Below are 13329 nucleotides of genomic sequence, written 5' to 3'. Positions count from 1 at the left end.
CCCTGTACGGCTGGCTCCTGACGAGGTGCGCGCAGTCGCACGGGATGTGGGGCGAGCCGGACTCCGACGCGGGCTGGCTGCAGGTGGTCAACGGGTTCTACCGGCTCACGCGGGGCACGTTCGCGCAGTTCGGGGTGCCGCTGCCATACCCGGAGCGGGCCGTGGACACCGTGCTCGCCCAATCACGCGACTCCCGCTACTTCGGCCCGGACACCGGCAACGCCTGCAACGTCCTCGACGTCATCCACCCGCTCTGGCTGGCGGGCAGGCAGACGCGGCACCGTCGCGAGGAGGGCGAGGCGTGGGCCAGGGGGCAGCTCGTCCGCGCGGTGGGCGGCTGGCACGACGGCGCGGGCTTCTCCTTCGCCCTGACCCGGGGCAGCGGCGCGACCCGCACGCCCGGACTCCAGGGAACGGAAATGTGGCTGGCCATCATCTGGCTCCTCGCCGACTACCTGGGCATCTCGGACGCCCTCGGCTACCGCCCCCGCGGCATCCACCGCCCCGAACCGGCCATCCACCTCCCCGGTCCGGGCCGCTGAGCCGTAGCCGCTGTGCCTCGGCACGACGCGCCGCTCCCGGCAGCCCGCCGGGTGAGCTGCTATACGTGCCACATGGCAGCGAGCCGTCGGGTCGCGAGCCGGCGTGGCACCGCGCGTAGCAGGGTGTCGCGCACCCACGCCGTGGCGCCGGTTCGCGACGTCAGCCACGCCTGCCGGGACGAGGCCCGCATCAGGCTGCTGGTACGCGGCCGGCGCTCCGCGTCGTAGCGGAGCAGCCGCTCGGTGACCTCCGCCGGTTCGGCGTCGGCCAGGTGCCGGGTCACCGCGGCCGCGTCCTCGAACGCCTGGTTGGCGCCCTGGCCGAGATCGGGGGTCATGGCGTGCGCGGCGTCGCCGAGCAGCGCGATCCTGCCGATCGCGAACGACGGCAGCGGCTCGGCCAGGCAGGCGATCGCATCGACGTAGACGTCGGCGGGCGGGGTGGCCTCGATCAGCGCCGGGACCGCCGGGTGCCAGTCGGCCATCAAGGACAGCACGTCCCGGAGCGCCTCATCCGCTCCGGGCGGCGTTCCGCGCAGCGCGGAGTCGGTGAACCAGTACAGGTCACGCTCGCCGACCGGGAACAGGCCGAACATCCCCCCGCTGCGCCGGTCGATCAGGATGCTGCCCAGCAGGCCGGTCACGTCCAGCCCGGCGGGACGGGGCAGCATGCCGCGGAGGTCCACCCGGCCGGCCCGCCGCAACCCGGGGTGGCCGGGGAAGAGCCGGCTACGTAGGCCGCTGCCGATGCCGTCGGCCACGATCACGGCATCGGCCCTGGCCACGGGCTGTCCGTCGCTGATCACCGTGACCCCGGTGAGGTCGGGTTCGAGGTGGTGAACCGGCGTCGCGGTGCGCACCGACTCGGCGGGCAGCGGTGCACGCAGGGCCCGGTGCAGCTCCGCCCGGCTCACGGCTGCCGTCGTCCCGACCGTCTGCTGCGCCTGGGCCACGTCGGTGACCAGCAGGGGCCGTCCGCGCCAGTCCCGTAATCCGCCGGTGACGGCGGGCATGGCCTGGCCGCGTACGTAGTCGCCCAACCCCAGCGCATCCAGCGCCCGCACGCCGTTGGGCGTGATCACGATGGCGGTGCCGGCCTCCCGAAGCTCGGGGGCGCGTTCGTACAGCGTCACCTCATGACCCCTGCGGTGCAGTCCCACCGCGGCCGGCACCCCGCCCAGACCGGCGCCTACCACCACGACCTTCATGATGCTCCCTCCAATCACTACGATCGTTCTAGTACGGTTACTGGTATAGTATGGCCGGGTGCCGCCCACCAATCCAGCCCGTCGCCGAGCCTTGACCGATGCCGCCATAGAGCTGCTGGCGACGTCCGGAGTGCACGGATTGACCCACCGTGCGGTCGAGAAAGCCGCCGGACTCCCGCAGGGAACAGCCTCGAACTACTTCCCCAGTCGGGAGGCGCTGCTGGTGGCCGCCGCACAGCGCATCGTCGAGCTCCACCATGCCGACATGGACCGGGCCGCTCAGCACCACAAGACCGCCGCGAGCACGACAGGACAGGTCGCTGACCTGCTGGCCGAATCCTTGCTCGAAGCGGCGACCACGCTGCGCAACCGCTATCTGGCGATCTTCGAACTGCAGCTGGAGGCAGTACGGCGACCGGTGCTGGCCTCAGCTCTTGCGGGCTTGCAGGACACTTCGACGCGGTTCACCGCCGGTCACCACGCCGAGCTCGGCCTCCCCATTCCCCGCGAGAGCATCCCCACCCTGATCGCGCTCTACGGCGGCGCGTTGTTCACCCTGGTGACCGCACCGCCCGAAAGCATCAGCAAGGACGTCGTCCAAGGTGTCGCCCGCGCCATCGTGCACGGCGCGCTACCCGGCCTGACCTGAGCGATCGTGCTCTCGTGACAGCGACGGCGGTACGCGGCGCGTCGGCGGCGGCCGCCCTCGCCGGTGATGAGCCGGGCATCGGCGCGTCGGCCTGCGTGAGTGAAGCACCCGCGTCGGCTGCGCCGGCGACGGAGCGGTCACCGGTGTCCCGGACTCGCCGACCGAGGGCGGGCCGGTCGTGGGGACGTGCACGGTGGCCAGGGCGCCGGGCGGCCCGGAGGGAGCCGGATCAGTCCTTGAGGAGTTGTTCGGCCACGCCCACATCCGTGATGAGCGTGTTCACCCACCCACCCCGCAACGCCGCCCGGATCGCCGCCGTCTTGCGGCGCCCGCCCGCGATGGCGATCCGCCGCGGAACCCGCAGCAGGTCGGCGGCCGGGATGCCCAGGATGCGCTCCTCCAGCGGCGAGTCGACGAGCCGCCCCTCGGCGTCGAAGAAGCGCAGGCACACGTCGCCCACCGCGCCCAGCCCGCGCAGCGTCTCCAGGTCCTCCTCCGAGATGGCGTTGCCGCTGCCGCGCAGCAGCGGCGACGGGTCGAGGCTGCCGATCCCGACCAGCACCGTCGTCAGCCGCGACCACGCGTCCACGACCTGCCGCACCACATGGTCCTCCGACAGCGTCTGGCGCGCGACCGCGGAGCCGACCAGGCCGGGCGCGGGCAGGAAGACCGGCTCGGCGCCGGTGAGGTCGGCCAGGTGGGCGGCCAGCCGGGTGGCCTGTACCTGCGCGGACCCCTTGCCCACGCCGCCGATGAGCTGGACGACCTCCTCGGCCACGTGGATGGGACGGCGCTGCATCGCCTCCACGGTGGCCAGCAGGCTGGCGCTCCACGACGAGATGCCGAGATGCTCGCCGCCGATCAGGGTGGCGTCCAGATAGGTGGCGCCCGCCGAGCCGAGCGCGGCCACGACGTCGTGGTTGTCGCCCGCGGCGTCGACCACGATGATCTGCTCGACGCCGTATTTGCGCTCCAGGTCCTCCTCCAGCAGCGCGTGCACGCCGCTGGGCACCACGACCACGGTGCGTACGACGCCGATCTCCGCGGCCTCCTTGAGCAGCCGCGACACCCGGGGCTGCGAGATGCGCAGCTGGGCGGCGATCTGCGGCTGGCGTACGCCGTGTTCGTGGTAGAGACGGGCGACGCGGACGAGGAGCCGCATGCGCTCGGACTCCTGGCTGAGCCGGCGACCGCTGAACCTCGTGGATTCGCCGCCGGGACGGCCCTTCTCGAACTGACTGTCAGCTCCCACGATCGTTGGCCTCCGCTTCGGCTCCGCCGCTCCTGCTGGTCCGGTGGCGCCCCCGGGTCGCATACGCCGCCGGCCGGCCGATCGGCACGTCGTGCAGCCTACGGTCCCGGAGGATGGGCGAGATCATGCGGCATCGTCCCTTCCCGCCGTTGACGGGCCTGCTTTTCATGCCCTCTCCCGGACCCCGGCGAAGGCGCGCAGCTTCGCGAAAAAGTCCTCGTGGATGAACCGCGCGTCGATCGAGTCGTAGGTGCGGATCGGCCGGTTCACGACGGAGAAGTCGTGCGATCCGTCGTACCGGAAGATCGGCGCGGGCCGCTCCACCCAGGTCCCGCAGTCGGGGTGGAGCAGCAGCCCGACGGCGGGGGAGTCGCCCAGCACCCGGAACTCGATCGAGCCGCCGTGCTGCCGCTCGTTCCACTCCACGAGCTGGCGCACGAGGTAGTCGCCGATCTCGCCGCACGGCGCGACCTTCGCGTCGAGCTCGGCGTAGCCGACGGCCGTCATCCGGTACGTCGGCGCCGGGATCTGCCAGACCCGCAGCGCCGAGGAGAACACGATGTTGGCCGCGACGATGTCGTTGGACAGGTTGAACTCGGGCCGCCCGGCAGGCCCGCCGCGCCCGTCGTACCCGCCGCCGCCGATCCAGACGACGGTCACGTCCCGTTCGGCGATGCGCGGCTCCAGCAGCAGCGCCGAGGCCATGTCGGTGAGCGGGCCGAGGAAGGCCACGTAGAGCGGCTCGGCCACGTCGCGCATGGCCTCGGAGACGATCAGGTCCACTCCCGGGGCCGGGACCGGGGTGTTGACGTCGGGCAGCGCGTACGGCGCCCCGTCCTCGACGCGGACCTGGCCGTCGAGCTTCATCATCCGCAGCAGCAGGTCGATTTCCGCGCGGCTTTCTTCCATGCTCGTACGGGTGCGCCGGTTGCCGAAATGCGCGGCCACCAGACCGCGGATGTCGAGGCTCGGTGAAAGGAGGGCGTGCACGATGGCGAATTGGTCGTCCGCCTCATTTTTCGCGTCAGTGTTGACGATCACTCTGCGCCGGTGGGAAAAAGTCCTGCTCGCCATGCGCACCCTCTCACTGAATATTCATTCAGCGATGCATCTATATTCCGATATTATGTTGTGACATTTGTGCTGTCAAGATCCCAGATGATGACGGACAGCGCGTACGGCGAGATGGTGTGGTCGTCGTGCGTGGCGTCCTCCAGGAGGTCCCATCGTCCCCGATCGGGACGCCCCTCCGCGAGCAGCGCCACCCGGTCGCGCAGCGGAGCCTGGTAGGCGCGGTGCCCCACCCCGTTGAAGCAGCACTCGTCGAACCGGTTGAGAATCTGCAGCTGCCCGCGCCCCGGACCGATCGACGCCATCACGTACATGTCCAGGAAGCTGTCGGAGGCCCCGGCGTAGAAGCCGGGCAGCGCGTCCTTGGTCTGCTCCCAGTCGCCGATCGTGGGCCGCGGCTTCGGCGCCGCCGGCCGCGGGGGGAACGGCAGCGATCCGGCCACCGGATAGCTGCGGGTGACGCGCGGGTCGAGCGCCGCGTACACCGTGGTCGTCCAGCCACCCCCGGACAACCCGATCATCTCCACCGAGAGCGTCCGGTACGTGGCCTGCGCGTAGTTCAGCGTGACCACGAGCGGCTCCAGGAAGAACGTCAGCGCGGAGAACTGCGCCGTCTCCCAGGCCGGCAGCTCGCGGTGCGAGGGGTTGGGCAGCAGCTTGGCGGGGTCGGCCGGGTCGGCGATCTGCTGCTGGTTCCAGTGGTGGAACGGCATCGCGTACACCATCACGCGGTAGCCCCGGTCGAGCAGCGCCTGGACGGTGCGGAGCATGGTGTCGAACGGCTCGCCGTGACCGTTGTGGTAGAGCGCCAGCCGCCGGTTCCAGGTCCGGCGCGGCACGAGGTCGTAGACGGTGGCGGTGACCTGGTGGCGCAGGGCGATCTTGAGCCGGTCGATCCTGCGCACGCCCGCGAGGGAGGCGAAATCGGGCGCGCTCACGCCGCTCTCGACGGTCGGCAGCGATTTCGGCGGGCCTTCGCCCTTCCAGATGTAGTCGGCCATGGCCTCGCGCCTGGCCTCGATGTCGGCGACCGCCGTGATGCCGATCAGCGGCTCGATGCCGACGCCGGCCGCGGCGGGCAGGGTCTTGTACTCGGGGCCGAACTTGGCGGCCGACTCCTGGTTCACCGGCGCCACCGGACGCGGCGGCCGCGAATGATTATCATGGATTGAATATATATTTCATTCTCGCGCGCGGAAGTGATCGGATAAGAGCCGGGAGCCGGCCACCTGCTCAAGGCATGTGACCCGGGTCAGAGCAGCTCGTCGAGCAGCCGGTAGTAGTACAGCCGCTCCTCGTCGAGGTCGTCGACGAGCCCGTAGGCCGAAAGGAACTTCTCCCAGACTTCCGGGCCGTGGTCCTCGGACAGGTCCCTGTGAGCGATGGCGAGGTCGCGGTAGCGGTCGGCCACACCCAGCGCCGGCACGTCGATGACGACAGGCTCTCCCGAGGCGGGCAACAGCACGTTCGAGGGGGTGTAGTCCCCGTGCGCCACGACGAGGTCCTCGACGGGCGGGCGCGTGGCCAGCAGTCGTTCCTGGATCGCCTCAGAGGTCAGCCCCTGATGGTCGTCGTCGAAGTCGTCCGGGTCCACGAGGCTGTCCCGGACATTGGCGTCGGTGCGTTCGAGCACGACCGGCAGCCTGCCGTCGAAGGGGCACTCGGCGACGGGCAGCTCGTGCAGCACGCGCAGCGTCCGTCCCAGGACGCTGCCCATGTCGGCGGGCGCGGCGGTTTCCAGGGACGGGGCGCCCACGTCGGCGAGCACGAGGACAGGGTCTTCGAAGGCGACCACCTCAGGAACCGGGACGCGTCCACGAAGCCAGCGCAGTCGCAGGTGCTCGGCTTGGGCGAGAGGGCCATGCTTGACGTAGAAAACCTCTGAACCCGACGTCACCCGCAGGGCCGTGCCGCTGGCTCCTTCATGATCCGCCGACCAGACGGCGTCCCGCCCGATGAGCCGGTGAAGTCGATCACGGAGATTCATGATCCCATCCTCGGGCATGATCGCCATCTGTGCCCATCCCCGGAGAACCGGGATGCTTCCGCAGCGCGGTGCTGTAGGCCACGAAGGTCACAGGCCGGCGAGCTTGGCGATCAACGTGGGCCGGCGTTTGTGGCGCAGGCGTAGCTCCTCCAGGTCCGGCTTCGTCGCGCGCGAGCCGGTGGACTTCGCGGAGCCGTATCAGCAGCTCCGCCGCCTCGTTGTAGTGGGTCCTGCCGGTTTCGGCGAGGCACTCGTCGATGAGGCGCCGATAGGGGTCACCGCGTAGAGGGGCGTTCCAGCAGTCAGGAGCGCTTCGCTGTTGTTAACTGGTCGGGTGCATGAGGCAGAGGAATCCCCGGTGGTGCGGGACCTGGGGGCATTCACCGAGTGGGTCGGCGCGGGCCGGAAACTGACCGCCACCGGCCAGATCACTCTGGCCGACGCCAGGACTCTGGTAGCCCTGCTGGACACCGGTGATGTGGTCGACCCCGACATCGGAGGGCGGGTGTTCAAGACCACGTCCAGCGCCGAGCTGTCCGGGTTGATGCGGATCTTCCTGTGGGCCAGGGCCGCCGGCCTGGTGCGGGTGGTCAAAGGGCGGCTGGTTCCGGTGAAGAAGGCCGGTCCGCTGCTCGCTCGCCCGCAAGCGCTGTGGGAGGCGGCGTTCGAGGCGTTTCCACGGCTGGCCGAGGCAGTGTGCCCGGCTGGGTGGTGGACCTCGCCGTTGCACGAGGAGTTCGCGCCGGTGGTGCGTACCTTGCTGACCCGGTTGTACGGCGGATCCGCGCCCCTGAAGGAGCTGTACGAGTTGTCCTGGGAACGGGCGTCGGCGCCGTTCGTCATCGAGAAGCCCGAGCGCGCCCGGGAAGTCAACGACCAGGACACCGAACGGATGCTGAGCGCGCTGCAACACCTGGGAGCGCTCAAGATCACGAACGAGGAAGCCGCGCTCACACCGCTCGGCCTGGAGCCGGTCCGGCGCAGCCTGGGCGAGGCCGGTCCGGGCGAGCCGGTGTACGAGCTCAAGGTGACGCTGCTGGACACCGACGAGCCGGTGGTGTGGCGGCGGCTACGGGTGTCGGCGGGGATCTCGCTGGCCCGGTTGCACCGCATTCTGGCGGTGGCCATGGGGTGGGCCGACTATCACCTGCACCTCTTCACCGTCGGCGGGCAACTCTACGGCCGGCCCTCGCGCGAATGGGACCTCGATGTGCTGGACGAGACCGCCACCACCTTGGCCGAGGTGGCGGGCGGCGACGGCGCGCGGATCAGCTGGGAGTACGACCTCGGCGACAGCTGGGAGCATGAGATCGTCATCGAGCGTGCGATGACGGCCGAGGACGGCGTCCGGTATCCGGCGGTCGTGGCAGGGGAAGGCGCCTGCCCGCCGGAGGACTGCGGTGGGACGTGGGGATACCGCGAGTTCCGGGCCGCTCTGGCCGATCCTCGTCATGAGGAGCACGAGCACCTGGTGCGCTGGGCCGGGTTGGCCGGCGCCGCGGAGTTCGACCCGGAGGCCTTCGACCTGGAGGCGGTCCGGCGAGCGGTGCTGAAGATCGCTTGACGCATTCAGCGGACCGAAACGCCCGAACGCCCAAGTGCTCGATCGACGGCGATCCGGGTGAGCCAGCCGAGCCCGGCGGTGAACAGCGGCGGCCACACGATCGGTCCGAAGGTGTAGCCGACCAGCACCGCGAGCGGGATCCACACCCGGTGCACCGCCTGGTGCAGCACGCCGGAAGCCGGAACCCGGGCCAGCCGCGCCAGGTTGGGCAGGGCGACGAACACCAGCGCCGCCGCGCTGGTCGGCACGCCGTACTTGACGCTCTCGAACACCGCGAACGCCGCCAGAAAGAGGGCGAGCGCCGCCCAGCAGGCGGTTCGGACCCAGCCGAGGATGCCCTGTGGTAAGTCGGGCATCGTTTTGCCCATGTCCTGTTCCCCGATTCGAATGAAAATCACATTCCGGCCGAGCTCAGGATCCGTCGTCGTCCCCACGGCGCACCACGATGAATCCCTTGGCCAGCGTAATACCCGATGAATGCTATGGCAGGCGTGTCGCCGCTGTGGCGGCAGATAGGGCGTAGGTGACGCCGGTAAGGCGTTCGGACAACTGCCACAGGCGAGTGGCTGTGGCGAGGTCACGGATGGCGCGCTCACGAGTACGGCGAGTCGGCTCGCCGCGCAGTTGCAGCAGGCCGTCGGGAACGATGTAGCTGCCGCCGGGCAGGTCCGGCACGGTCGCCGCGTACAGGGAGGTCTTCGCCCCTTCCGGGGTCGGACGAAAGGCCATGCGCACCAGCAGGCGCGTGAGGGTCGTATACAGCCGTCCCCTGCTGCTGTTGGCGCCGCCGGTGAGGACGTTGGTGCGGGTGAGTCCGGGGGCGACGGCCAGGCTGCGCAGCTTCAGCCCGGCGGCGTCGGCCCGGCGCTGCAGTTCGACGGCGAAGTACAGGTTGGCCCGCTTGGACTGCACGTACGCGAACGCCGTCCGGTAGCGGCGCTCGGCGTTGAGGTTTTCCAGGTCGAAGCGGGCGAAGCGCTGCCCCTCGCTGCTGACGGTGACCACCCGTGGATCGGGCGCGGCGAGCAGATGCGGCAGAAGCAGGCCGGTGAGGGCGAAGGTGCCCAGATGGTTGATGCCGAACTGCGACTCGAACCCGTCGGCGGTCAGCGCGTGGGGCACCATCGCCACCCCGGCGTTGTTGACCAGTAGATCGATCCGACCGCAGTTCCATCCGGTGGCGAATTCTCGGATGGAGGTAAGGCTGCCCAGGTCCACCCGTCGCAGTTCGAGGTGAGCGCCGGGCACCTCACGCCGCATGCGGGTGAGGGCGGCCTGGCCGCGTTCGGGGTCGCGGCACGCCAGCACGACGTGTGCGTTACGGCGGGCCAGTTCGCGGGCGGTGACGTAGCCGATGCCGCTGTTGGCTCCGGTCACAACCGCGACTCGTCCGGTCTGGTCGGGAATCGCGTGGAGGGTCCAGGGGAGAGAGTTACGCATGATGTGCCACCTCAACGGATGCAGGGTGAATGTATCGCAACTTTGAGTTGCGATACGCTCATCTTGTCACCCGCCTCACGAATATCGCAACTTGGAGTTGCAATGCAGTCTGATCAACCCTCTGCCCGGCCGGTCGGCCGCGGCGCCAAGGTACGCGCCGCCGTCCACGCCGCCGCGCTCGCCGAACTTGTGGACAAGGGTTACGCCGCGTTGACCGTCGAGAGCGTCGCTCAGCGCGCCGGGGTCCACAAGACGACGGTGTACCGGCGGTGGAAGGATCGGGAGAGTCTGCTCACCGACGCCCTGGCCGAGCACATGGCAATGGACATCCCCGTTCCCGACACCGGAGCGATCGAGACCGATCTGCAGGCACTGGCGCGCTCACTCGTCCAGGCGTTCACCAGCCCCACCGGGCAGGCCATCCTCGCCGCCATGTTCACCGGGGCGGCCCATCTTCCAGAGATCGCCGCGGCCCGGCGGCACGTGTTCGACGACCGGCTCGCCAGGGCCGAACCGGTGGTGATGCGCGCCATGGAGCGCGGTGAACTTCCCGGGGATACCGATCCTGCCGAGCTGTTGAAGACCCTGGCCGCGCCGATCTACCTGCGCCTGCTCATCACCACCGACCTGGTCGACGAGACGACCGCCGACCAGGCAGTGCGCGTCACACTGGCCGCCGCGCGCGCCGGCGCCCTGCAGGCGGCGCACGACGATGAGCCGGTTAGCGGGTGAGGATGCTCATCATCGACCTGGGCGGCGGTGATGGCGGTGGCGTCGTCGGCTGGCCCCAGTCGCATCACATCCAGCAGCGCCGTCCACGAACTGCGGCCCATCTCCAAACTTCACGCGCGCTGGGATACCCGAACGCCCAAGCGCTCGATCGACGGCGATCCGGGTGAGCCAGCCGAGTCCGGTGAAACGAAACCCTCAGGAGTAGAGGCGGTCAGGAGCGAAGAGATATCAGGCTGCGCTGTCTACAGGCTTCTCCGTGACAGGCAACCGCAAGGTCCGGTCGCCAAAGTCGACGACCAAGTCGAGGCGTGCGCCGAGTGCCTCGACATAGCGAGCGATGACATCGATAGAGATCACCTCGCCATGTTCGATCTGCGAAACTCGGGCGACACTCACATCCATGATCGCCGCAACGTCCTTCTGGCCCAAGCCGCGTTCCTTCCGCGCTTCGGCCAGTTGGTGGCCCCTCGCCTCGGCGAGCAGGCGTCGTGCTCCTGCCTCGATCTCTGACGGGACAACTCCGGCACCGTGGAGTTCCCGCTCCAGGTCTTCCCAGTCTCCCGGCGTCCTCTTCGGCATGTTCACTCCTCGTTATCGCTGGTGTAGACGGTGTAGAGCTGTTCGGCCAGCGGGATGTTCTCCTTGTACCACCGTTCCCAGTTGCCGGCCTTGTCGCCACCTAGCAGGAGCAACGCGGCCCTGGTGGGATCGAACGCGAAAATCACTCTTATCTCCGAGAGGCCTCGCGATCCCGGGCGCAGTTCCTTCAGGTGGTGCAGCTTGCTCCCCTTGAGGCGGTCGACGAGCGGCCTGCCCAAGGTCGGTCCTTCCTCGCGCAGGGCCGCAACGGCCTGTGCGACCTGGATTGCGGACTCGAGATCCTCCTTGATCAACACGCGGAACCAGGCCGCGTATTCGTCCGTGACCTTCACCGTCCACGCCAAAAGATACTCCCAGATTCAAGGATAGCCTTAAGTTCTGAGTCAGGCTACTTCCTCGGGCGTGAACACATAGCGAAGTCGGCAAAATTCATAGAGTGCCCGCTAGGTGTCCTGGCCTGCTCCTACCTGCGCGGCCTGACCGGATGCGCAGTACGGCGGGCCAGTTCGCGGCGGTGACGTAGCCGATGCCGCTGATCAACCCTCTGTCCGGCCGGTCGGCCGCGGCGCCAAGGTACGCGCCGCCGTCCACGCCGCCGCGCTCGCCGAACTTGTGGACAAGGGTTACGCCGCGTTGACCGTCGAGAGCGTCGCTCAGCGCGCCGGGGTCCACAAGACGACGGTGTACCGGCGGTGGCGTTCACCAGCCCCACCGGGCAGGCCATCCTCGCCGCCATGTTCACCGGGGCGGCCCATCTTCCAGAGATCGCCGCGGCCCGGCGGCACGTGTTCGACGACCGGCTCGCCAGGGCCGAACCGGTGGTGATGCGCGCCATGGAGCGCGGTGAACTTCCCGGGGATACCGATCCTGCCGAGCTGTTGAAGACCCTGGCCGCGCCGATCTACCTGCGCCTGCTCATCACCACCGACCTGGTCGACGAGACGACCGCCGACCAGGCAGTGCGCGTCACACTGGCCGCCGCGCGCGCCGGCGCCCTGCAGGCGGCGCAAAACCCCCTCAGGAATAGAGGCGGTCAGGAGCGACCAGCATGACCTCGTCGTTCTCCGCCGCGAGCAGATCCGCTGTGAACCCGGCGGCGCTGTAGCAGGCCAGGCGGGTCGATCGCGTGTCATATCCGCGGCTCGCGAGAAGGTCGCGGACGCGACGGAGCCGCTCGACATGCCCCTCGCACATGACGTCTCCCCATTTGACTTCCCCCAAGGAGAGCACTCTGCGAGGCCCTCCGTCCGGCTCTGCCAGGACCACCACGTCGACCTCGTGGCTGGTGCGGCGTTCGGGATCATTGACGACGCCGTGACCGATCTCTGCTGGAATGTCGCCGAAGGCCTCGGCTCCCGCGAAGTCCGCGGCCCACGTGCGGCAGATCTCTTCGAAGTGCGGCCCCACCACTCCGCTCAGGAACCGGTCACGGCTGCGCTTCCACACCTGGTCGGCTCGCCTGCGTTCGAGCTCTCGCCACGCCGGGCGCATGACCGAGTGGTAGAAGGTGATCAGCGGTTCTGTGATCCGGTAGAGCGGGCGGGCGGCGCGCAACATGTCGGGGGATTTGGCCAGCAGGCCCGCGTCTTCCAGTACGGCGAGCGGGTGACTGATCTCCGTGGCCTTGCGGCCGATGTAGTTGGCGATGCCGCCGCGCGATGCGTTGCCCTCCGCCACCGCCGCCAGGACGGAGTGATACAGGGCTGGGTCGCGCAGGTCCGCCTCCTCCGCGAGCAGATAGCGCGCCTCACGGAAGAGCGGGCGGGCCGGATTCAGCACCGCACGCTTGACCCAGTCGTCGAAGTCGGCGAGCGAGCCCGGAACGTCATCGCGAGCGTATTCGCGGCGGTAGGCAGGGGTTCCACCCACCACGGAGTGCGTCAGCAAGGCGAGCCGGGGATCGCTGATCTGCCAGAATTCGGCAGCCAACCGGTAATCCAGCGTGGGAACGACCAGTTCCAGGCCGGCCCTGCCGCGCAGCGGCGCATTGCCGGCCGGCAGCCCGCCCATGAAAGTGAGGGCGGAGCCGCACAGGATCAGGCGGATCGGCGATCCTCCCTTGCGCCGCCGCAGGTCCAGAGCGGCCTGGAGCACGGACGGCAGCTCAGGCGAGACCTTCACCAGGTAGGGGAACTCGTCGATCACCACGGGGAGTGGTGATGAGGTCTCCGGTCGTCGTCGCGGCCGGCTGGTGGGTCTATCCGGCTCGATGGCGGGTAGCGGTGGCGGCCCGGATGGGTGCGGAGCGGGCCCTCGGCAAAATCTGTCCCGTGTAGGAGCCCGG

The 13329-nt window shown here is 69.4% G+C and carries 15 protein-coding genes; 5 read left to right on the top strand and 10 right to left on the bottom strand.

The features are described 5' to 3' along the window. Nucleotides 1-601 precede the first annotated feature (601 nt). The gene (locus ACTMTI_RS23565) at nt 602-1750 is read right to left on the bottom strand and encodes an FAD-dependent monooxygenase (RefSeq protein ID WP_441122650.1); all 1149 of its coding nucleotides are present in this window, start codon (nt 1748-1750) and stop codon (nt 602-604) included. Between the two features lie 91 nt (nt 1751-1841). Here ACTMTI_RS23565 and ACTMTI_RS23560 point away from each other — a divergent pair, with 91 nt between their 5' ends. Further along, nucleotides 1842-2399 (top strand): TetR/AcrR family transcriptional regulator, encoded by a 558-nt coding sequence (locus tag ACTMTI_RS23560; protein WP_441122649.1) that lies wholly within the window; start codon nt 1842-1844, stop codon nt 2397-2399. A 229-nt stretch (nt 2400-2628) separates the two neighbouring features. Here the strand turns inward: ACTMTI_RS23560 and ACTMTI_RS23555 are convergent, their stop codons facing one another. The 4 genes from ACTMTI_RS23555 to ACTMTI_RS23540 form a co-directional block, all read right to left on the bottom strand. Beyond that, nucleotides 2629-3651, bottom strand: a complete 1023-nt coding sequence (locus ACTMTI_RS23555) for a sugar-binding transcriptional regulator (protein WP_441122648.1) — start codon at nt 3649-3651, stop codon at nt 2629-2631. A 165-nt stretch (nt 3652-3816) separates the two neighbouring features. Then, a complete protein-coding gene (locus ACTMTI_RS23550) occupies nt 3817-4692 on the bottom strand; it encodes a nucleoside hydrolase (protein WP_441122647.1) in 876 nt (291 codons plus the stop codon). Nucleotides 4693-4775: 83 nt separating this feature from the next. After that, entirely contained in the window at nt 4776-5849 is a 1074-nt protein-coding gene (locus ACTMTI_RS23545; protein ID WP_441122646.1) for a hypothetical protein, read from the bottom strand. 125 nt (nt 5850-5974) lie between these two features. After that, complete coding sequence (locus tag ACTMTI_RS23540) at nt 5975-6709, bottom strand: aminoglycoside 3'-phosphotransferase (protein ID WP_441122645.1); 735 nt, start codon at nt 6707-6709, stop codon at nt 5975-5977. Between the two features lie 103 nt (nt 6710-6812). On the opposite strand from ACTMTI_RS23540, the gene ACTMTI_RS23535 reads away from it, so the two are divergent. Further along, a complete protein-coding gene (locus tag ACTMTI_RS23535) occupies nt 6813-6995 on the top strand; it encodes a hypothetical protein (protein WP_441122644.1) in 183 nt (60 codons plus the stop codon). A 48-nt stretch (nt 6996-7043) separates the two neighbouring features. Then, nucleotides 7044-8273 carry a plasmid pRiA4b ORF-3 family protein gene (locus ACTMTI_RS23530; protein ID WP_441122643.1) on the top strand — a complete coding sequence of 410 codons (1230 nt, stop codon included), beginning with the start codon at nt 7044-7046 and terminating at the stop codon, nt 8271-8273. Nucleotides 8274-8278: 5 nt separating this feature from the next. Here ACTMTI_RS23530 and ACTMTI_RS23525 read toward each other — a convergent pair whose 3' ends face one another. Together ACTMTI_RS23525 and ACTMTI_RS23520 are read right to left on the bottom strand one after the other, a co-directional pair. Next, entirely contained in the window at nt 8279-8707 is a 429-nt protein-coding gene (locus tag ACTMTI_RS23525) for a hypothetical protein (protein ID WP_441122642.1), read from the bottom strand. 46 nt (nt 8708-8753) lie between these two features. Continuing rightward, on the bottom strand, nt 8754-9713 hold the full coding sequence (locus tag ACTMTI_RS23520) for an oxidoreductase (RefSeq protein ID WP_441122641.1): 960 nt from the start codon (nt 9711-9713) through the stop codon (nt 8754-8756). A gap of 102 nt (nt 9714-9815) precedes the next feature. Here ACTMTI_RS23520 and ACTMTI_RS23515 point away from each other — a divergent pair, with 102 nt between their 5' ends. Beyond that, nucleotides 9816-10445: a TetR/AcrR family transcriptional regulator gene (locus ACTMTI_RS23515; RefSeq protein ID WP_441122640.1), complete on the top strand. Its 630-nt coding sequence runs from the start codon at nt 9816-9818 to the stop codon at nt 10443-10445. 228 nt (nt 10446-10673) lie between these two features. On the opposite strand, the gene ACTMTI_RS23510 is transcribed toward ACTMTI_RS23515, so the two are convergent. Further along, entirely contained in the window at nt 10674-11024 is a 351-nt protein-coding gene (locus tag ACTMTI_RS23510; protein ID WP_441122639.1) for a helix-turn-helix domain-containing protein, read from the bottom strand. Nucleotides 11025-11026: 2 nt separating this feature from the next. Next, nucleotides 11027-11389, bottom strand: coding sequence for a type II toxin-antitoxin system RelE/ParE family toxin (locus ACTMTI_RS23505; RefSeq protein WP_441122638.1), 363 nt, complete (start codon nt 11387-11389; stop codon nt 11027-11029). Nucleotides 11390-11737: 348 nt separating this feature from the next. Here ACTMTI_RS23505 and ACTMTI_RS23500 point away from each other — a divergent pair, with 348 nt between their 5' ends. After that, a complete protein-coding gene (locus tag ACTMTI_RS23500) occupies nt 11738-12097 on the top strand; it encodes a TetR-like C-terminal domain-containing protein (RefSeq protein WP_441122637.1) in 360 nt (119 codons plus the stop codon). On the opposite strand, the gene ACTMTI_RS23495 is transcribed toward ACTMTI_RS23500, so the two are convergent. Beyond that, complete coding sequence (locus ACTMTI_RS23495) at nt 12063-13193, bottom strand: ATP-binding protein (RefSeq protein ID WP_441122636.1); 1131 nt, start codon at nt 13191-13193, stop codon at nt 12063-12065. The two genes, ACTMTI_RS23500 and ACTMTI_RS23495, sit on opposite strands and share 35 nt — an antisense overlap. Nucleotides 13194-13329: the final 136 nt, after the last annotated feature.

The sequence above is a fragment of the Nonomuraea sp. H19 genome (assembly GCF_052068215.1).
Classification (GTDB): domain Bacteria; phylum Actinomycetota; class Actinomycetes; order Streptosporangiales; family Streptosporangiaceae; genus Nonomuraea.
The sequence above is the reverse complement of the archived record's forward strand: the minus strand, read 5'-3'. Positions and strand labels throughout refer to the sequence as shown.